This is a genomic window from Arthrobacter flavus, assembly GCF_039526005.1.
Lineage (GTDB): Bacteria > Actinomycetota > Actinomycetes > Actinomycetales > Micrococcaceae > Arthrobacter_D > Arthrobacter_D flavus.
Genome location: NZ_BAAAIJ010000056.1, coordinates 92,554 through 111,902 on the forward strand (window position 1 = coordinate 92,554; position 19,349 = coordinate 111,902).

At 64.3% G+C, this 19,349-nt stretch carries 11 protein-coding genes; 3 read left to right on the forward strand and 8 right to left on the reverse strand.

Going from position 1 to position 19,349, the window contains the following annotated elements; genetic code table 11:
* Nucleotides 1-26: 26 nt before the first annotated feature.
* Together ABD059_RS14515 and ABD059_RS14520 are read right to left on the reverse strand one after the other, a co-directional pair.
* Nucleotides 27-3,050, reverse strand: coding sequence for a UPF0182 family membrane protein (locus ABD059_RS14515; RefSeq protein ID WP_377959678.1), 3,024 nt, complete (start codon nt 3,048-3,050; stop codon nt 27-29).
* 216 nt (nt 3,051-3,266) lie between these two features.
* The gene (locus ABD059_RS14520; protein ID WP_343881294.1) at nt 3,267-4,367 is read right to left on the reverse strand and encodes a YlbL family protein; all 1,101 of its coding nucleotides are present in this window, start codon (nt 4,365-4,367) and stop codon (nt 3,267-3,269) included.
* Between the two features lie 301 nt (nt 4,368-4,668).
* Between ABD059_RS14520 and ABD059_RS14525 the strand changes: the two genes are divergently transcribed.
* Both ABD059_RS14525 and ABD059_RS14530 read left to right on the forward strand, forming a co-directional pair.
* Nucleotides 4,669-6,108, forward strand: a complete 1,440-nt coding sequence (locus ABD059_RS14525; protein ID WP_343881296.1) for a zinc-dependent metalloprotease — start codon at nt 4,669-4,671, stop codon at nt 6,106-6,108.
* The gene (locus ABD059_RS14530) at nt 6,101-7,144 is read left to right on the forward strand and encodes an aldo/keto reductase (RefSeq protein ID WP_343881298.1); all 1,044 of its coding nucleotides are present in this window, start codon (nt 6,101-6,103) and stop codon (nt 7,142-7,144) included. The genes ABD059_RS14525 and ABD059_RS14530 overlap by 8 nt, the downstream gene beginning before the upstream one ends.
* Here the strand turns inward: ABD059_RS14530 and ABD059_RS14535 are convergent.
* From ABD059_RS14535 to nudC, 3 genes are read right to left on the reverse strand one after another with little or no spacing between them, the layout of a single operon-like run.
* Nucleotides 7,141-7,689 carry a M48 family metallopeptidase gene (locus ABD059_RS14535; RefSeq protein ID WP_343881300.1) on the reverse strand — a complete coding sequence of 183 codons (549 nt, stop codon included), beginning with the start codon at nt 7,687-7,689 and terminating at the stop codon, nt 7,141-7,143. The genes ABD059_RS14530 and ABD059_RS14535 overlap by 4 nt on opposite strands.
* Nucleotides 7,690-7,698: 9 nt before the next feature.
* Nucleotides 7,699-9,804 (reverse strand): ATP-dependent DNA helicase UvrD2, encoded by a 2,106-nt coding sequence (locus ABD059_RS14540; protein ID WP_343881303.1) that lies wholly within the window; start codon nt 9,802-9,804, stop codon nt 7,699-7,701.
* Nucleotides 9,805-9,806: 2 nt separating this feature from the next.
* On the reverse strand, nt 9,807-10,778 hold the full coding sequence (nudC, locus tag ABD059_RS14545) for an NAD(+) diphosphatase (RefSeq protein WP_343881304.1): 972 nt from the start codon (nt 10,776-10,778) through the stop codon (nt 9,807-9,809).
* A 131-nt stretch (nt 10,779-10,909) separates the two neighbouring features.
* Here nudC and ABD059_RS14550 point away from each other — a divergent pair, with 131 nt between their 5' ends.
* Nucleotides 10,910-12,220: a macrolide 2'-phosphotransferase gene (locus tag ABD059_RS14550; RefSeq protein ID WP_343881305.1), complete on the forward strand. Its 1,311-nt coding sequence runs from the start codon at nt 10,910-10,912 to the stop codon at nt 12,218-12,220.
* Nucleotides 12,221-12,254: 34 nt separating this feature from the next.
* On the opposite strand, the gene ABD059_RS14555 is transcribed toward ABD059_RS14550, so the two are convergent.
* Genes ABD059_RS14555 through ABD059_RS14565 form a run of 3 tightly spaced genes read right to left on the reverse strand, consistent with a single transcriptional unit; the run spans nt 12,255 to nt 19,341 of the window.
* Nucleotides 12,255-15,683 (reverse strand): ATP-dependent helicase, encoded by a 3,429-nt coding sequence (locus tag ABD059_RS14555; RefSeq protein WP_343881307.1) that lies wholly within the window; start codon nt 15,681-15,683, stop codon nt 12,255-12,257.
* The gene (locus ABD059_RS14560) at nt 15,680-18,916 is read right to left on the reverse strand and encodes an ATP-dependent helicase (RefSeq protein ID WP_343881309.1); all 3,237 of its coding nucleotides are present in this window, start codon (nt 18,914-18,916) and stop codon (nt 15,680-15,682) included. The genes ABD059_RS14555 and ABD059_RS14560 overlap by 4 nt, the downstream gene beginning before the upstream one ends.
* Before the next feature lie 2 nt (nt 18,917-18,918).
* Nucleotides 18,919-19,341: an MGMT family protein gene (locus ABD059_RS14565; protein WP_343881311.1), complete on the reverse strand. Its 423-nt coding sequence runs from the start codon at nt 19,339-19,341 to the stop codon at nt 18,919-18,921.
* Nucleotides 19,342-19,349 lie beyond the last annotated feature (8 nt).

The window sequence follows — 19,349 nt, forward strand, 5'->3', positions numbered from 1 at the left end:
AGGGATTTGGGAGGCTATTTGCCGCCCTACTCCCCTGCTGGTGCGGTCCCTGTCTGACGTTCCTCGGCGTCGAGCGCCCGGGCCAGAGCGTCGCTCAGTCGATCCTGAGCTTCGCCATAGGCTGCAAAGTCGCCGTCGGCAAGGGCATCCTGGCCGTCCTGGATGGCCGTGTTGGCATCCTCCAGGGCCGCCCGAAGATCCGCTGATGGGTCGTCGGTGCCGCCAGTGACGGGTTCCGTCGGCGCGGGGGCGGGCTCGCCCTCGGCAGGATCGCCCTCCGCCGGAGGCGCAGCAGGGTCTGCCGGGGTCTCACCCACATTCTCGGTGTCACCTGTCACAGCTCCCGAGTCACCGCCGAATACCTGGTCGAGCGCCTCGTCCAGGGTCGGCGCGAAGCCAACTTCCTCGCCGAAGCTCACCAGCACGCGCCGGAGGACCGGGAAGGATGAGTCACCCGAGGACTGAACATAGACCGGTTGGACGTACGCCACGCCGCCGCCGATCGGCAGCGTCAGCAGGTTCCCGCTGATCACCTCAGAGGCACCCTGTCGCAGCAGGTTGAGCTCCTGCGACACTGTGGTGTCCGAGTTGAACAGGTTGGCTGCCTGCCCTGGGCCGACGGCTGAGTCCTGGCCAGAGGAGTCGAGCAGTCTCAGGGTGCCGTAGGTATCGGATTTCACTCCGTCCTCGCCGGTGCCGGCGTCGCCGTCTGCAGCGAGGAAACCGTACAGCACATTTCGCGCTTCCTGGCCCGCCGGGACGAAGGGGATGAAGGGGGTAGTCAACGAGAAGCTGGCCCCCTCCTGTTCAGGCATCTGCAGCGTCAGGTAGTAGGGCGGCTGTGGAACGCTGATGTCGTCGCCCTCAAGGGTTGGATCGTTCGGAACGCTCCAGGCCTCGTTGTTGCTGTAGAACGGCTCGGTCTCGGTCACATGGTACCGGGCCAGCAATTCACGCTGCACCTTGAAAAGATCCTCCGGGTAGCGGACGTGGGACATCAAATCAGCGGACATCTCGCTATAGGGCTGCAGCGAGGAGGGGTAGATGTTCTGCCACGCCTTGAGAATGGGGTCTTCCTCGTCCCAGGCGTACAGTTCCACCGACCCGTCGTAGGCGTCAACCGTCGCCTTGACGGCGTTCCTGATGTAGTTGACCTGCTCCGGTGGGAGCGGTGTGGCAAGGCCCTCGGCGGTCAGCGAGTCCTGGGTCGCCGACTGGAGCTCCTGCTGCGTCGAGTAAGGGTAATCCGAGGTCGTCGTGTACCCGTCGATGATCCATTTGACCCGACCATCGACGATGGCTGGGTAACTGTTGCCATCGAGCGTCAGGTACGGGGCGACCTTCTCGACCCGTTCAACTGGGTCCCGGTCATAGAAGATCTGGGACTCGCTGTTGACCTGGTCCGAAAGCAAAAGGTCAGTTGACTGGAACTTCAGCGCGTAGACCAACCGGTTGAAGATGTTCCCCACGTTGGGTCCGCCGCTGCCCTGGAAGGTGCTGCGGGACTGCTGATCGGATTCTTCGCTCTGGGGGCGGTCGATCTCAATCGGGTTTGCGCCCTCAGGAGCTCCCACCACCGAGTACAGCGGTGACTCTTCGCCGAAGTAGATCCGCGGCTCATAGGTGGACTCGTCACCAAGAGCGCCAGTGGACGGGATACCGGACTGGATGAACGTGGGGCGACCATCCGGTTCGGTGGTCGAACCGGCCGCAGCGACGATGCCGTAACCGTGGGTATACAGCACATGCTGGTTGATCCAGCCGTCCGGCACACCGGCGGTGTTCAACTCACGGACCGCGATTACCGTGTCCTCGATCTCACCGTCAATCTCGTACCGGTCTACGTTGAGTGTCTGGGGGAACTGGTAATACTGGCGGAACTGCTGCAATTGGCTGAAGGCGTCGCTGACCAGGTTCGGGTCGAGCAACCTGATGTTCGCGGTGGTCTCGCCGTCCGCGTTGAGAGCGCCCGCTTCCGGTGTCTCTACCGGGTTATAGGCGGTGGTCTCCACCTCGTCGAGACCATAGGCCGCGCGGGTGAGATCGATGTTGCGTTCAATAAACGGTTCCTCGCGGCTGAACTCGGACGGCACCACCTGGAAACGCTGAATGACCCACGGGTACACGCCACCGGCCAGAATCGCAACAATGACGAGCATTGCGGTACCGATGATCGGCAGCCGCCACCGCCCGATGACAGCTGACACGATGAACAGAACAGCGACGATGATGGCCGCGGCGGCAAGGATCGCCTTGGTGGGGATTACTGCGTTGACGTCCGTGTACAGAGCCCCATCCCAGTTCCCCCCGGTACCGGTCAGGGTGGCATAACGGTCCAGCCAGTAGTTCACGCCCTGAAGGAGCAGGAACAGGGCGGCCAGCACCGCGATGTGAATCCTGGCGGCCTTGGAAGTGAAAAGTCCCTTTTCCTCAAGGCGGATTCCGCCATACAGGTAGTGGGTGAGGATGCCCGCAATGGCGCTGATGATCACCACGCTGATCAGGAAGCCGACCAGGAAGGTCAGGAACGGCATGGTGAACACGTAGAAGGCAATATCCAGACCGAACTGCGGATCCTGCTCGCCAAAGGGTTCCTGGTTGAAGAACAGGAGGACTGGCTGCCACTGAGATGCGGCCGCTGTTCCGGCGAATGCGGCCAGCACCACTGGGATGCCGAGCATCAGCAGGCGGCGGATCGGTTCGAGTTGCGCCTGATACCGGTTCAGGTTGTCCTGAACAGCACTGTCGGGCGCGTAAATTGGGCGTGACCGGTAGGCCACCCGAAGGCTGAAATACACGCTGGCGCCCATGATCAGGAAGGCAGCCGCGAACAGTCCGATTCGTGAAAGGTTCTCGGTGACGAAAACTTCCACGAAGCCGAGCTGGTTGTACCAAAGGACGTCAGCGTAGACCTGAGAGACGTATACGAAGGCGATGACCAGAACGGCCAGCACCACCAACGTCGGGATCAGCGGGCTGCGTCTTTTCGCACTGCTGGAATTGGTTTGGCTCGGCCTGCTGCCGAACGGCCGGTCTGGTCCGGAAGTCACATTTACCTCATCGTTGGATCCGTTGGATCACGGAAACCGCTCTCGAACCGCCAAAATCAGCGGCACGACGCACTGGTCCCATGCATTTCCATTCTGCCTTGAACACGTCCAGGCCACCCAATTTCGTTCCGATCCGGGCGGCTTGACGCCAGATCGAAATGAAACTGTGTCCAAATTTCCACCCGCTGGGGCCAGGGCGACCGTTGATTGGCTGACCTATCCGGCGTCGCAGGTGGGTAGCGCCGACCCATCCTCGCCCGCCCCCAGGACGCGGACGGCCTCCGCCGCGTCGTCGAGTGTCTCCACCCGCACCACCTGCAGTCCGTCCGGCACATGCCCCACCACTTCATTGCAGTTCGCGGCGGGGGCCAGGAACACTTCCGCTCCGGCGTCCCGCGCACCGGCTAGTTTCTGGCGAATTCCACCGATCGGCCCCACCTGACCCGCCGAGTCGATGGTCCCCGTCCCCGCGAAGTGTTTACCGCCGGTGAGTTCGCCCTCGGTAAGCAGGTCAACAATGCCCAGGGCAAACATCGACCCGGCCGAGGGACCGCCGACATTGTCAAGTGCAATGGTGATGTCGAAAGGGAAGGTGAAGTTGGCGACTAGACCTACACCGAGCTGGAAATCGCCCCCCTCGGATTCCTTGGGGGTCACTGTCTCGGTGATCTTCCCGCCGTCGCGCAGCAGCCCAAGATTAACGGGGTCGCCGTTCGCTGCGTTCAGGGACTCCCGCAGGACCCCGATGTTCGTGACGTCAGTGCCGTCCACCGAGGTGATGACGTCGCCCTCTTCCAGGATGCCGGTAGCAGCCGCGTCCTCGATCAGGCCCGCAACCGAGAGTTCTTCGTCGAAGTCGATATCGAGGTGCGCGAGAGCGGCAGCGATAGCCGATTCCTGCGATGAGGTCATGGCGACCGCGTTCTGCTCCTGGATGTCTTCCTGGGTAGCATCCGGCGGGTACCGGAGTTCGCGTGGCACCACCGATTCGGTGGGATTCAGCCAGGCTCTGAACACGTCGAAGATACCAAGCTGGGTGCCCGGCCCTCCCGTCACATACACGGTGGTCAGGTCCAGGTCGCCGGAGGTGGGGTAGGTCTGGCGACCTGCAACTTCGATCAGCGGCTGGGAGTCGATTTCCCCAATCGTGTTGAAGGTTGGCCCTGGCGATTCGACCACATAGGGCGCCGGCAGCAGGACGGCAGCGCCACCGACGAGCAGCGCGAGGAACCCGGACACTGCCATCACGGTGAAGCGGGGATCCCGTTTGGCCATGGCGGGCGGCACTGGCGGGTCGTTGTAGGTGGGCTGAGTCAACAGGAAACCTTCTCTTCGTCGGACACTGCGCATGTCCTGGTGGTCCTTCACGCTGCTCTGCCGCGGCCGAACCGCGCATCATCGAGCTTCTTTAGCGTACTTGCTAGGGGCGAGCCCGGCACCCACTGAATGACCGCCGCCGCTTTGCCCTCAGCGAACGGTCCAGCGCGTTCGGGACAACCCCGGGACCCGGCGGGTAACGTGGAAGAACCGACGATGTTCGACGACTGTGCCTAGAACCCACAACCAGCAGTAGACGAGCAGCCCTTCCCAGCAGCCAATTCCAGGACCGGTGGTAGCAGTGACCTCCAACCCGTCAGATCCGTCCAACGACGACGGCGACACCCCCAAGGATCCCCTCTCCGAGATGCTGGCCCGTCTGATGGGCGGCAATGCGCAGGGCATGGATCCGCAGGCGCTAGCCAAGGCCGCCGGCCTGCCGTCCGATCCGCAGGCCATGGCGATGATGATGCAGCAGGTTCAGGCAATGTTTGCGGCACAAAGCGATGGGCCGGTGAATTGGCAGCTCGCCCACGACCACGCGCGCCGTGTCGCGGCTGCCGATGGGGACCCCTCGGTCACCCCGCAGCAGCGCAGAGACGTCGACGAGGCGCTGAGGCTCGCAGAGATGTGGCTCGACCCTGTCACCGATTTCCCTTCCACCAACACCCTTGGCCGCGCGTGGTCCCACGCGGAATGGGTCGAGGCCACCATGGACACCTGGAAGCGCCTCACGGAACCGGTGGCAGTGAGTATCGCGAAGGCTTTGTCCGACGCCATTTCCGAGCAACTGCCGGAGGAGATGAAGACCATGATGGGCGGTGCCTCCTCGATGCTGCAGAATCTCGGTGGGGCGATGTTCGGGATGCAGCTCGGCCAAGCTGTGGGCGCCCTGTCCAAGGATGTTGTCAGTTCCACCGACATTGGGGTCCCTCTCGCTGAGGGTCAGATGGCCCTCTTGCCGGTGAATGTGGCTGCCTTCGGTGAGGGCCTGGATATCCCCGAGCAGGAAGTCAGGCTTTTCCTCGCCGTACGTGAAGCCGCCCACACCCGGCTGTTCACCCAGGTGCCGTGGCTTTCGGCGCACCTGCTCGGAGCAGTCGAGAGCTACGCCAAGGGCATTCACATCGACATGTCAAAGATTGAGGAAGTGGCACGGGACATCGACCCGTCCAATCCCGAGTCCATGCAGGCTGCCCTTTCTGAGGGCGTCTTCATGCCGGGCCGCACCCCACAGCAAGACGCTGCGCTGGTGCGTCTCGAGACTGCCCTGGCCCTGGTGGAGGGGTGGGTCGATGAACTGACCGCCGCTGCCACCGCGAATCTGCCGTCCTCGGCGGCGCTGCGGGAAATGGTCCGCCGACGACGCGCTACCGGCGGGCCTGCCGAACATGCGTTCGCGTCCCTGGTGGGCCTTGAGTTACGCCCACGACGTCTACGCGACGCTGCCACGCTCTGGGCTCATCTCACCGCCGAACGGGGCGTCGAGGGCCGCGACGCGGTGTGGGAACACCCCGACCTGCTACCGACTGCCGAAGATCTCGACGACCCTCAGGGGTTCAGCCAGCGTCGACAGCTCGCTGAGTCTTCGGATTCCGAGGTGGACGCTGCCCTGCAGCGGCTACTGGACGGCGGCTTCGACGACGCCGAGGAAACTCCGAGCGCTGACGAGTCACCCGGGTCCGAGGACCAGTCGACTGACGGGGAAGATTCCCCGGAGGGCGGCAAACCGAATGCTTGAGCAGGGCGCGGCTCAGCCGACCACCCAGCTCGGCCGGACCGGAGTCGAGGTCAGCCGTCTCTGCCTCGGCACCATGATGTTCGGCGACTGGGGCAACAAGGACCATGAGGACTCGGTCAGGGTCATTCGTCGTGCCATCGACGCAGGAATCAACTTCATCGACAGCGCCGACATTTACGCCTACGGGGAGTCGGAAGAGATCGTGGGCAGGGCGGTCGCCGAGCACGGCAACCGTGAGGACCTGGTGATTGCCACCAAGTTCTTCAACGGTATGAAGCAGCAACCAAACTACCGCGGCGGGTCCCGTCACTGGATTATGCGGGCAGTCGAGGACTCCCTACGGCGGCTTCGCACCGACTACATTGACCTGTATCAAATGCACCGGCCGGATGAGCACACGGACATCGATGAAACACTCGGCGCTCTCGACGACCTCGTGCGCCAGGGCAAGGTGCGGTACATCGGTTCATCGACCTTCCAGCCGTCCCAGGTTGTCGAGGCCCAATGGGCAGCACGCCAGCACCATACGGCCCGCTTCGTCACTGAGCAGCCGCCATACTCCCTGCTGGCGCGGGGAGTCGAAGCCGACCTGTTGCCCACCACCCACCGGCATGCAATGGGCACCCTGGTGTGGAGTCCGCTTGCGGGCGGGTGGCTGTCCGGCCAATACCGGAAAGGCCAGGATCTCCCCGCCACCCGCCGTGGATCGGACAAGGAACCGTTTGATCTGACCAACCCGGTGACGGCCGCGAAGTTCGACGCCGCAGATGCGCTCGGCGCCCTGGCCGACGACCTAGGTGTTCCGTTGGCCCAGCTGGCGTTGGCGTTTGTGCTTCGCCACCCGGCGGTCACCAGTGCGATTATCGGCCCCCGCACGATGACCCAGCTCGAATCGTTGCTCGGCGCCGCATCACTTGAGCTTGACGACGCGACGCTCGACCGGATTGACGAGATTGTGCCCCCGGGGACGAATATTGACCCTCAGGACTCCGGTTTCAGCAACTACTGGCTGAGCACAGAACGGCGTCGCCGTTAGCGGCCGGCCATGCCGTGGTTGGCAGCGAACGACACACCGTCAAGGAACGCTTTAGCTGTTTCCGTTCGCGGGTACGCCTCAAGTAACCGCCAGAACACCCGATTGTGGGAGGGTTCGATGAGGTGCGCCATCTCGTGCAGGATGACGTAGTCAACCACCCAGCCGGGCATTCCCTGCAGCTTGTGCGAGAGACGAATCGTCTTACGGGCCGGTGTGGCCGACGCCCACCGGGAATTCTGGTTCGTCACCCATCCGATACTCACCGGTTGGCCCCGCCCGGCCAGATAGGCTTCCGACAGCGCTCCGGCGCGCTGCAGGAGCTCATCCCCCGGATTGGCCGGGGCTGCACCGCCCTGTGTAGGGGTCAACGGCTGATGTTTGGACAGGAGTTTGGTGACCATGCGTTGCACCCAGTCGGCTTCCTGAGCCGCGGTGAAGTGGGCTGGGATGGAAACGATGACGACGCCGTCGCGCAGGTCAGCGCTGACGGTCCGCCTGCGCTTCGTGGACCGTCTAACCTCGACGGGCGGATCCTTGACAGTCATTGAATGTCCTCACTCACTCTCCGCGAGGATCAACAGCACCGAATCCCCGTACTTCTCGAGTTTGGACGGACCGATCCCAGCCAGCGCCCCCAACTGCTCGATCGTTGTTGGCCGCGCCTCGGCGATAGCGACCAGGGTTGCGTCGGTGAACACAACGAACGCGGGCACGTCATTCTCGCGAGCCTGGTCCAACCGCCAGGCCCGCAATGCCTCAAAGGTGGCTTCCTGGTACGTGGCCGGGCAGTCACCACACCGTCCGATCTTTCGCTCGGAGCCGGACCCGAGCACCTTCCCACACACCCGGCAGGTCGACGGAGCGGACACCTTGCGGCTTTGCTTGACCTTGGGCGTACGGAAGGCCCGATCACCGACAACGCCCGGTCGAAGCCCGTCGAGGAACCGGGTCGGTTTCCGGCTGGCCCGTCCGCCCGGGGTGCGAGCGGTGGACCAGGAGAGCGCCAGGTGTTCCCTCGCCCGAGTGATGCCCACGTACAGTAGTCTGCGCTCCTCGTCGACCGCCTCCGGCGTGTCAGCGAAGGAGATTGGCATCAGACCCTCGCTGAGGCCCACCAGGAACACTGCATCCCATTCCAGGCCTTTCGCCGCGTGGAGCGACGCGAGGGTGACGCCCTGCACCGTCGGTGCGTGCTGGGCTGCGGCCCGTTCCTCGAGCTCCGCCACAAAATCCTGAAGAGTGAATCCGTCAGCGGCCCGGGATGCGCTGAGTTCATCAGCCAGGGCGACCAGCGCGGCGAGCGACTCCCACTTTTCCCGGACCGCTCCCGAGCTCGCCGGTGCCACCGAGGTGTACCCCAGGCTCGCGAGGATGTCCCGCACCAGTTGCGGGACATCGTCTGATCCCGCGGTTCTGGCACCGGCACGCAGCTGCAGCAGCGCATCCCTGACTTCCCGGCGCGCAAAAAAACGTTCACCGCCGCGAAGTTGATAGCCAATACCGGCGCTGGCAAGCGCCTGTTCATAAGCCGCTGACTGGCCGTTCGTGCGGTAGAGGATCGCGATCTCACTCGCCAGCACCCCACCGTCCATCAGCGCCTTGATCCGTCTGGCCGCTTCGGCGGCCTCCGCTTCATCGTCGCTGCACTCGGTGAACGAGGGTTCCGGTCCAGCGTCGCGCTGGGCAATGAGCTCCAGCGGGGTGGACCAACTCGAGGAGCCTGGCTGACGGCCGGTTTCCGCGGTTCGCGCGGCCAACAGGTTGTTGGCTAGCTTGACCACCTGCGGCGTGGACCGGTAATCGCGAACCAACCGCACCACCTGTGCACCCTCATACCGACCGGTGAAATCAAGCAAATGCCGCGAGGTTGCCCCGGTGAACGAGTAGATGGTCTGACTGGCATCACCGACCACGCATAGCTCGCGGCGATCACCGAGCCACAAATCGAGCAACCGCTGCTGCAGCGGGGAAACGTCCTGATACTCGTCGACCACGAAATGCCGGTATTGGGCGCGCACGGTGGCCGCAACCTTCTCATCCTCCTGCAGGATCCCCACCGTAATCAGCAGCACATCCTCGAAGTCGATGACGTTGCGGTCAAGCTTGAGGTCCTCATAGCCAGCGAAGATACGGGCGACTGTGGTGTGGTCCATGCCTGCGGGCTCCACCCGCCCAGCCGCCGCGGCCGTATACCGCTCGGGGGTAAGCATGGACACTTTGGCCCATTCGATCTCCGCAGCAACATCCCTGATCGCCGCTCGATCCGTCGATAACCGGAGTCGCCGCGATGCTTCTGCAATGAGCTGCGCTTTGTGGTCTACCAGAGCAGGCAGGGGCCCGCCCACTGCCTGCGGCCAGAAGTACTGTAACTGCCGCAGGGCGGCGGCGTGGAACGTCCGCGCCTGCACTCCAGAGGCGGACAGGTCGCGGAGCCTGGTCCGCATTTCGGCGGCGGCGCGGGCCGTGAAGGTCACCGCCAACACCTGTTGTGGTTTGTAGACACCGGTGTGGACACCATAGGCAATCCGGTGGGTGATGGCCCGGGTTTTACCCGTTCCCGCACCGGCGAGAACGCAGAGCGGCCCGGTCAGCGTGGAAGCGACGGTCCGCTGTTCGTCATCGAGGCCAGCGAGGATCCTCTCTTCGAGAGTTGTCTCCATACCTAGAGTTTGCCCCCCTCGACTGCCAAGTCCAGGGACCCGCCGTACCAGTGTTCGATCAGGGCCCGCGAGACTGAAGCTCCAGTGGGAATAGTGATTTCACCGCTTCGCACTGCCTGAAGCAGTTCCGCCCGCGTGAACCATCGGACGTCCATGATCTCCACACCATCCGGCACCTGGTTGGTGTTCACGGCAGTGGCGATAAACCCCAGCATTAGGGAGGCAGGGAACGGCCACGGCTGCGAGCCCAGGTACCGGGGTGAGTGCACCTCAATACCTGATTCTTCCCCCACCTCGCGGATAACAGCAGCTTCCAGCGACTCTCCTGGTTCGACGAAACCCGCCAGGGTGGAAAACCGTCCCTCGGGCCAGGCGGCCGCGGATCCCAGGAGGAGCCGATCGGCGTCGTCCACCACTGCGACAATAATGGCCGGGTCGGTCCTCGGGTAGTGGGTTGACCCATCGGCCGGACAGCGCCGCACCCAGCCCCCGTCGACGACCTCCGTCATCGCGCCACACCGGGGGCAATGAATGTGCTTGGCATGCCAGTTCGCAATCGACGCGGCCTGAACGAAGATGCCGGCGTCCCTGCCCGAGAGAGCCAAGGCCGACTCTCGAAGGCCCAGCCAGCTCGCGGTGTCAAACCTTTCGCTGTCCATGGATTCCAGCACTGCGAGCAGAATGTGGGTTCCGGTCGGGATGCCTCCGTGATCGGGGTCGTCGGCAAGAGTTCGCCCCAGGTAGACCACAGTTTCCGGACGGCTCACGGTCGCCGAGTCCACGAACAGGAGGTTCCCGTCAACCACTGGGGATTTGCCCTGGGCGATGAACATCACACGCGTGGCGGGGGCACCCCACAGCTCGTCGAGCAGAGAGGGACTTGAACGCAGTGCCCCTCCGCGGTCCAGCGCCACCCGCGCCAGCGGTAGCGTTCCGAAGGACTGAAGGGTGGGAATCCGGAGGGTTTCACTCATGGTTCTACGGTACGTTCTCGGTCCCCCAAAACACATTTCACCGCCACTTTGGGTGACCGCGATAGCAGCTTCTGACGACTCGCCGACCGGCAAGGGCCCTTTCTGGGAAGGACAGCCCTACCGTTGAGGATGTGAAACGGACACCCATGGAACTCGCGGCGATTGCCAGCGCCGCCGTACCCGGGCTTACCCCTACCGGGGTGGCTGGCATCCCCGATGATGCCGCAGATTTCGAATCGGCACTGCTAGTCGACGACTCCGGGAAACAGTGGCGGGTGCGGTCCCCTAAGCATCCCGACGCGTCGATGAGGCTTGAGACTGAGCTGCAGGCGTTGAAGGCATTCACACCCGCGATCAGGGCGGAACTGCCGTTCCTGGTCCCCCACATTGCAGGGACACTGCGGCAGGGCGAGCTGTGCACCTTCGTGTACGCCCACCTCGAAGGTTCAGTCCGCGAGCTGGACGACCTCGCCGGTGGGGGCAGGGAGCTGGTTACGGAACTCGGGCGGATGCTCGCCGCGATCCACGACCTGCCACCGTTACTGGTCCATAACGCCGACCTGCCCAGCTACGAGGCGAACGAGTTCCGGCAACGGAAGCTGAACGAACTGGACCAGGCCGCCATCACTGGCAGAATTCCTGCACATCTCCTGCGACGGTGGGAACACGCGCTCGAGGATGTCACGCTCTGGCGATTCCACGCGACAGTGGTCCATGGGGACCTTCACGAAGACAATCTTCTGGTCTCGGCCGGTCGGGTCAGCGCGGTAACGGGTTGGACAGACCTGCGCGTGGGCGATCCGGCCGACGACTTTGCCTGGCTGCTGGCAGCCAGCGACCCAGGATTCGCCGAGGCCGTCCACAACGCCTACGTCGCGGCTCGCGGCGAAGCCGCTGACCCGCATCTGATGCGACGCGCTGCTCTCGCGGCAGAGTTCGCCTTGGCTCAGTGGTTGGTGCGGGGCGTGGCGATGGACAATTCCGAGATGATCGCCGAGGCCGAGGACATGATGTCCACCCTTGACCGGGATTTGCAGGCCGAGGAAGCAGCCGCGGCCGCCTACCGGGCACAGGAGTCGCAGCACCAGGCGGACGCCACGGTCGCTGGGACCGACGGTGCCGACATGAACCGTGCCGACATGAACCGTGCCGACATGAACCGTGCCGACCGCAAGGATCCCGACCGCGGGGTCGTGGAACCCGTCCAACCGAGTGATGACAACCCGGTGGCTGGGGAACCCCTTGACGACGACGGCGATGACACACCGGGCCTCGACGACGGCGATCCTGTCACCAGCGCTGGTACCGACTCGCCGGACACTGACCGCGGCGCAGGGACAGAGTCGACCGACACCACCGAGAAACCTCGCCGGTTTTCGGTCTCGCCGGTTCCGGCCGACGACACTGAGACGTCAGCGCTGCCGATCATCAAGTCCAACTGATCCTTCGCAGCAGTCGGCAGTAAGCGCAGGCGACCTAGTCCTCGGGCAGGGACGTGGCCCTGGTAATGATGTCTTCGAGTCCCGCCTCGCTGGCCAGATCATGTGGTCGAATCACCGTATCGGTGGTGGCATAGTAAAAAGCCGCTTGTACAGACTCCAGCGGAACGCTTTTCAACCTCGCCCATGCCAACCGGTAGACGGCGAGCTGCACCGACCGCACCGTCAGTTTCTGCTGCGATGGCGGGATGCCAGTCTTCCAGTCGACCAGTTCCCATGTTCCATCGTCATGACGGAACACCGCGTCGATGCGTCCCCGAACCACCAGTGAACCCACCTTCGTTTCGATGGGGACCTCAAGTTCCACCGGCACGCGATGGGCCCACACCGACTGCCTGAAGGTGGCGATCATACTGTCGAGGTCCAGGGCGTCGTCGACATGGGAATCGGCTCCCGGGGTTTCACCGAGGTCCAGCATGCCGCTGGTCCCGTAGTACTCCTCTATCCAGGTGTGGAAGGCTGTGCCGCGCCGGGCTGCCATTCCAGGGCGCCGCGGCACCGGCCGCCGGAGTTGACGGGCCACCGCAGCAGGATCGTCGGATAACTCCACCAGGAGGGAAGCCGAGATGTGAGCCGGGAGTTCGACTTCTGAACTGCCCGTTGCCCGGGAATGCCGGGCCAGGGCCAGTCGTGTCTCCTCGGACCACCGCCCGCCGGCGCCTGCCGGCCCTGGCCGGGCCTCGGTCTTGGTCATATCGGATGCCCCGGTTGCCGCCGCCAGGACCGCAGCCGCTGCGGTCTCCATGTCCGGACGACGTGCGGCCAGCGGGTCTGCTGGCCACGCGGCACGGGCTTCCACCGTGTTGGCCGGGTTATTGTCTCCTTCCTCCTCCTGGGTCAGCCACTCCAGTACGGTGAACCCCGGCTGGTGGTGCTCGGCCAGGTCCAGCAACTCAGTGAGGTAGATGGACGCTGGGGTGGGCTTGGTCCGGCCGCCACCCCAGGCCGACGAGGTGCAGACCAGGACGTGCTTGGCACGGGTGAACGCGACGTAGGCAAGCCGGCGTTCCTCCCGCTCGGCGTGGTAGCGGGCCTCCGCGGTGAACTCCTTCTCGCTGGCTATCCATGACACCTGATCCTCCTGTTCCCAGTCCCAGTGCGGCAGTTCTCCCGCGTCTCCCCTGAGATTCCAGGGAATAGCCGAGTCACCGCTGCTCCACCGCGAGTCGGATCCGCTGGGAAAGGCGCCCTCGTTGAGCCCGGGGACGACGACGATGTCCCACTCCAGCCCTTTCGCGGCATGCACGGTAAGGAGCTGCACAGCATCCCGGTTGGTCTCGAGTGCGGTGACGGGCAACCCGTCCTCTTCGGCATCTGCTGCCTCAAGCCAGGCCAGGAATGCGGCCAGATCTACGCGTTCCGCCGTCGAGCTGAATCCGGCGACGGCGTCCACGAAAGCGTCAAGGTTGCGCCGTGCTTCATGAATCCCCACCCGCGGTTTGGCTGCCACCTCGATATCGAGCAGGATGCGACGTTCCACCTCGTTGATCAGGGTGGTGAGATCATCCCCGACGAAGTCCCTGAGCACTCGTAATTCGTCACGGAGACGGGTGAGCCGGATTCGTCCTTCGCTGCTCAGCCCGCGTCCACTCTTTGAGACCCAATCAGCCGGAGGAAGATGGTCAACCGCCTCGACCAGACTGCCAAGTTCGACGGTGTCGGGCAGCACCGGCTCGGCGTCCTGCGCGGGGCTGGTTCCGGCGTCGTCGGCTGGTTCCGTGGGGAGCGCAGACCAGAGCCTCCGGTGGGCCAGTTGCCTGGACCAGTCACCCAGGGCCATGATGTCCGCCGCGCCGATCCGCCAGCGGGCGCTCGACAGCAGTCGCAGCAGGGAATCAGATCGATCCGGGTCGCCGAGCACCCGCAGCACTGCGAGTAGCTCGACGATTTCGGGTGTGCGGAGCAAGCCTCCCAGTCCCACAATCTGCACCGGAATCCCCCGCTTCGCCAGTTCCTGCCGGATGGGTTCAAACTGCCGCCGCCCACGGCATAGCACTGCGACGGTCGGTTTAAGCGCCCGTCCCTCGGCGCTGACTTCAAAACCTCGCCGTCGATGGCGCTCCACCTGGTCCGCCAGGGCAACGGCCTCGCCCGTCACTGTTCTGCCGTCCAGCTGCACGGATGCTTCGCACAGGTACCTCCCCAGATACACCTCCCCCACTCCTGCCCGGGGTTTCGGTTCCAGCGGAGGGACGAACAGGGTGGAGCTGCGCAGCCAGCTGGGTTGACGATTGAGTTCTGAGGCCACAGCGTTGGCTGCCGCGAGAATACTGGTGCCGTTGCGCCAGGCGACCGAAAGGTTGGCGACTGGTGAAGGGCGTAACCCGCCGTCGACTGTGAGGGGGAACGTGGTGCGGAACGTGCCCAGTTGACCGGCCGAAGCGCCGCGGAAACCGTAGATCGACTGGTGGGGGTCCCCCACAGCTGTCACCGCCCGGCCGTCGCCGAAGAGCTTTGAGAACAGCACCATCTGAGCAAACGACGTGTCCTGGAATTCATCCAGCAGGACAACCCGGAATTTCTGGCGCTCCAGCTCCACCGCCTCGGGGATGTCACTGACAATCCTCGCTGCGAGAGCGACCAGATCACCGAAATCGAGCTGCCGACGGGTGTGCTTGGCGTCGGAATAGTGTTCGACCAGTTCCGTGACGGTGACCCGGGTTCGCAGCTTGTCCAGCATCTTGGCAACAGCCTGCGCCGGGCGGCGTGTGGTGCCTGCCGCGTACTCGAGCCCGCTGACGGCCGCGATGTGCTCCCTCAGCAGCGCCCTCACTTCGGCTGGTGTCACCAAATGCTCAGCGCATTCCCCGGCCATGGTGAGGACCGCCTTGACCAGAGTGGATTTCGCGGCACTGAAATGCTCCCACTCCCCCTCATACGCTTCCACCACAGAACTGGCCAGCTGCCAGGCCTGTGCAGCACCGAGCAGCACCGAGTCGCGCTCCACCCCGATGCGCAATCCATAGTCCTGGACAATCGAGTTGGCGTACGAGTGATAGGTTGACACGCTCGGGTCCAGCCGGTCCTCGTCGGGGCCTTCAGATCCCGCGGCGACCAACGCTGGGTACAGTGCCGATAACTGCTGCCGGATCCGGGTGGACAACTCTCCGGCTGCCTTCTTGGTGAAAGTCACACCCAGGATCTGCTCCGGCCGGACCAGTCCGTTGGCTACCAACCAGACCACCCGGTCAGCCATGGTTTTGGTCTTACCCGATCCAGCGCCTGCGATGACGAGCAGCGGCTCGAGTGGCGCCTCAATAATGGTGACCTGGTCGGGTGTGGGGTACTGCACCGGCGATGTGGGGTCACGGTGCAGTAGTTCAGCGAGTTCTCTGGCAGAAAACCGCTGGGCCACCCGATTCGCGGGACCTCCGCCAGTTGTGACAGGTGCTGCTGCGCTGCTCATTCGGTCACCTGCCGTCCCTCTTGGCACAGCGGACAGATTTCGGGCAGTCGGCAGCCTGACCCGCCGTGGCCTGATCGCTTCGGATCATGCACCGTATCGAACTGCGCTGACGACATGAGACGTGCTGCTTCCTCGATCATTTCGCGGGCCCAGCCATCGTCGGTTGACAGGGCTGGTTGCTGCTGGACTCCGGCTTCCTTGCGGGTGGTTCCCAGCTGGACCAGGGCAGCCCCGCCCGATCCGGCGACCTGGCCGGCAGAGAGCGCCCCTTCGTTCACGGCGACCTGGTAGGAGGCCAGCTGAGGGTGCCGGTCCAGATCCGCCAACGAGGGTGAAGATTTGCCGGTTTTCAGGTCGACAATGACCAGTCTGCCCTCAGCATCAATTTCCAACCGGTCGACCTGCCCCCGCAATCTCGCGACTCGGGGAGCATCCCCGATGGCCACCTCCAGGTCCACTTCGAAATCGACCTCTGTGCCGACCAGTGACCGACCCGCCTGCCGCATCGCGATCACATAGCCAGCGAGCTTCCGCACCATCTGTTCGGCACGCTGAAAATCGATCCTCCCCTCCCAGTTCTCCTTCATCCCCAGGGAGGGCCACCGACGCTGCAACTCTTCAACATAGTGATTACCGGTGGCATCCGGGAAGTCCTGGGCAATACTGTGCACCAGCGTCCCCAAAGACCGCGCGAAATCCATGGTGGGCTCGCCGCCGACCGCCGACACAAACCAGTTCAACGGTGATTTCAGGACAGCATCGACTTTGGAAGGAGACACCGGGATGGGCTGGTCAGCGGGTACCACCGGCGCGCTGGAGGACAGCCCCTGGAGGCCCCACCACTCACGGGGGTGGGCTCCCGGCACCGTAGGAGAATGGTTGACCATGGCGCCCAGATGGTGGGTCGCTTCCCGGGAGAGTTCGGGGTATGCGGTCGCCTGCTGGGCATACTTCCTCAGTTCAGCGACGAGCGCGCGCAGCGTCAGCGGACGTTGCACCTCGGTCCGGGACCGCTCCAACTGACCGGGAGGCAACGGATCCACCAAGTCCAGGAACGGTGAGGGCTGTGCCTGATCGGATGCCACGGCACAGCAGATCAATTCCTCGGTTGCCCGAGATACGGCGACCGAGAAGCTGCGAAGCTCGTCGAAGCGGATCTCCTGCATGAGGATTAACGGGTCGCGATGCCGGCGAAAATCGGCTCCATGATCCATCAGCGCGGTGAGTTCACCTGACCCAAGCAATTCGCCCCTGAGCCGCAAATTGGGCCAGGTCCCCTCCTGGATTCCTGCCACGATCACCACCGACCATTCCCGACCGGAAGCGCTGGCTGGGGTGAGTAGCGCCACGGATTCCTGGTTCTGGGCGCGCGGCGCCAACGTGTCCATTGGCAGTTCCTGGCTGGTCAGGTACTCAAGGAACCGGGCCGGCGCCGCCCCGGGCACCTGGTCGACGAACCGTTCGGCCGTCTGGAACAGTGCCACTACTGCGTCGAGGTCACGATCCGCACGGGCCGCGGATGCCCCCTCTGCAATCGCTGAGTCGGCCCACGGAGTTGACCACCCTGAGGCCTCCCAGAGCGCCCACAACACCGTCTCGGGGTTGGCGCCATGCGTCTGCAGAGCTGACGTTCCTGCTGAGATCATCCGTGCGATCCTGCGTGCCGCTTTACCGCCCTGCAGCCCTGGGCCAATCAGCGAGGGATTGGTGAGTACCTCAACCAGCAACTCGTCGCTGGTCCTCCCCCGGCCTGCCCCCACTTCCGTCTGGCGAAGGCTCTGACGCAGCCGGCGGAGCTCGAGTGTCCCCGCGCCGCCTATCCGCGAGGACAGCAGGGACACGGCCAACGCCGCATCCAGGGTCACCTGACCCAAAACCACTCCGAAAATGTCCAGTAACGGTTTTACCGCTGGTTCATCACGAATGGCCCGCTCGGCTGCCGGCACGTTGACCGCAATCCCCTGCCCGGTCAGATAACGCTGAAACTCGGCCAGTTGGGCACCGGTCCTCACGATGACTGCAATGTCGCCGAGACTGCGTCCGGCGAAGAGTTGTGCCTCGAGGATCCGTTGGGCCACATACCGCAGCTCGTGGAACGGGGAATCCACCAAATGCGCGGAGACCAGCCCCACCTCGTTGCGTGGAGGCGGACCCTGTGGGACGGGCTCCAGGGTCCTGTACGCGCCCGCGCCGCCCACGACCGAGATGCGGGAGGCAACGTTTTGCCATGCCTCCGCCAACGGACCGGTCAGCCGGTGGGAGGACCTGAGCCCGACGGTCAGCAGCTTGGTGTTCCTCGTGAGGTCCTGCCCCAGCCTGCCGGTCAGCTCAGGCCGGGCGCCCCTGAAACCGTGAACAACGGTGTCCGGGCACGACGCCACGAGGACGTCGCCGTCCCTGCCGAGCAGGGTGAACAAGGCGTGGACAGCCGCGTTCGACTCCTGGTAGTCGTCAACGAGGATGAGCTGCAGCCGGGATCGCTCCTGTGCCAACAGGTCCGCGTCGACCTCCAGCAGGTTCCGGGCCGCGGTCAGCACGCCCGCTGGGTCGAATGCCTCGGGCATCCGCAGATCCAGAACGTCACGGTATTCCTGGTACAGCCGGGCGCCCGCGGTCCAGTCTGGGCGGCTGAAACGACGCCCAAGCTCGGCCAGTTCATCAGGATGCATACCGTACTCGCTGACCCGGTCGAAGAGCTCCCGCACTTCTTGTCTGAATCCTCTGGTGGGAAGGGCGAGGGTCAATCCCTCCGGCCACCCCAGCGGTGTTGCCCCGGGGCGGTTGTGACCGTCCAGGAGTTCCTTGATGATGAGGTCCTGTTCCGCCCCGGAGAGGAGCCGCGGGCTGCGAATGAGCTCGGGGCTCCGTCCTTCAATGCGCGCCCTGCGGATCAGGTCAAAGGCATACGATGCCCAGGTCCGTGCTGGCGCTGCACTGAGACTGCGGTTAAGGCGGGAGGTCAACGCGTCACGCAGCCGGGCTGCGCTCAGGCGGGACGGGGCCAACATCAGGACTGAGGCCGGATCCAGGCCTTCCTGGTCGATCCGCCGGACCGCCGCTTCGACCAACACTGTTGACTTGCCGGTCCCGGGGCCGCCCAGCACCAGCACCGGCCCGCTACCGGCCCCAAGAGCAACGATTTCTGCTTGTTCAGGGCTGAGGTGCGGGGCCGTGGCTGACGGTTTCCCGGCCAGCGCATCACCGGGTGTCACCAATCGCGGTCTAGCGTTCATGGTTACAGCCAATCACGGGGCTCCGACGTTTTAGGGATCGGCTCCGAAACCCTGGCCAGCGCGGCACGGGTAGCGTCGATTGCACCCCGTTCGGTTTCGGTTGGGTTCCATCGTGCCGCGGCCATCTCGATGATGTACCCCGGCTCCGCCTGGGCGTGGGACCGGGTGTCCACGCTGGTGCGCAGAGGGGTCCCTTCAGCCGCATAGCGGGGGAAAGCCTCCGCACTGTGGCCGAGCGGGGGAAGCCCGTTGGCACGGACCACCCGCCACCACGGTGTACCGTCGCCGCACCGGGACATCGCGGCACCGACCTGACGGGGGCCAGCACACTCCAGAAGCTCGGAGATGTCGCCGTAGGAAAGGACTGAACCGCCAGGAATCATTCCTGCTATCTCGTACACTGCCTCGGCGAAATCAGCATTCATAAATTCCA

What these genes read in the sequence shown, in the direction of transcription:
- ABD059_RS14530 (WP_343881298.1), top strand. Translation starts at nt 6,101, where the DNA reads ATGCTTGAGCAGGGCGCGGCTCAGCCGACCACCCAGCTCGGCCGGACC.
- ABD059_RS14535 (WP_343881300.1), bottom strand. Translation starts at nt 7,689, where the DNA reads ATGACTGTCAAGGATCCGCCCGTCGAGGTTAGACGGTCCACGAAGCGC.
- ABD059_RS14540 (WP_343881303.1), bottom strand. Translation starts at nt 9,804, where the DNA reads ATGGAGACAACTCTCGAAGAGAGGATCCTCGCTGGCCTCGATGACGAA.
- nudC (WP_343881304.1), bottom strand. Translation starts at nt 10,778, where the DNA reads ATGAGTGAAACCCTCCGGATTCCCACCCTTCAGTCCTTCGGAACGCTA.
- ABD059_RS14555 (WP_343881307.1), bottom strand. Translation starts at nt 15,683, where the DNA reads ATGAGCAGCGCAGCAGCACCTGTCACAACTGGCGGAGGTCCCGCGAAT.
- ABD059_RS14560 (WP_343881309.1), bottom strand. Translation starts at nt 18,916, where the DNA reads ATGAACGCTAGACCGCGATTGGTGACACCCGGTGATGCGCTGGCCGGG.
- ABD059_RS14565 (WP_343881311.1), bottom strand. Translation starts at nt 19,341, where the DNA reads ATGAATGCTGATTTCGCCGAGGCAGTGTACGAGATAGCAGGAATGATT.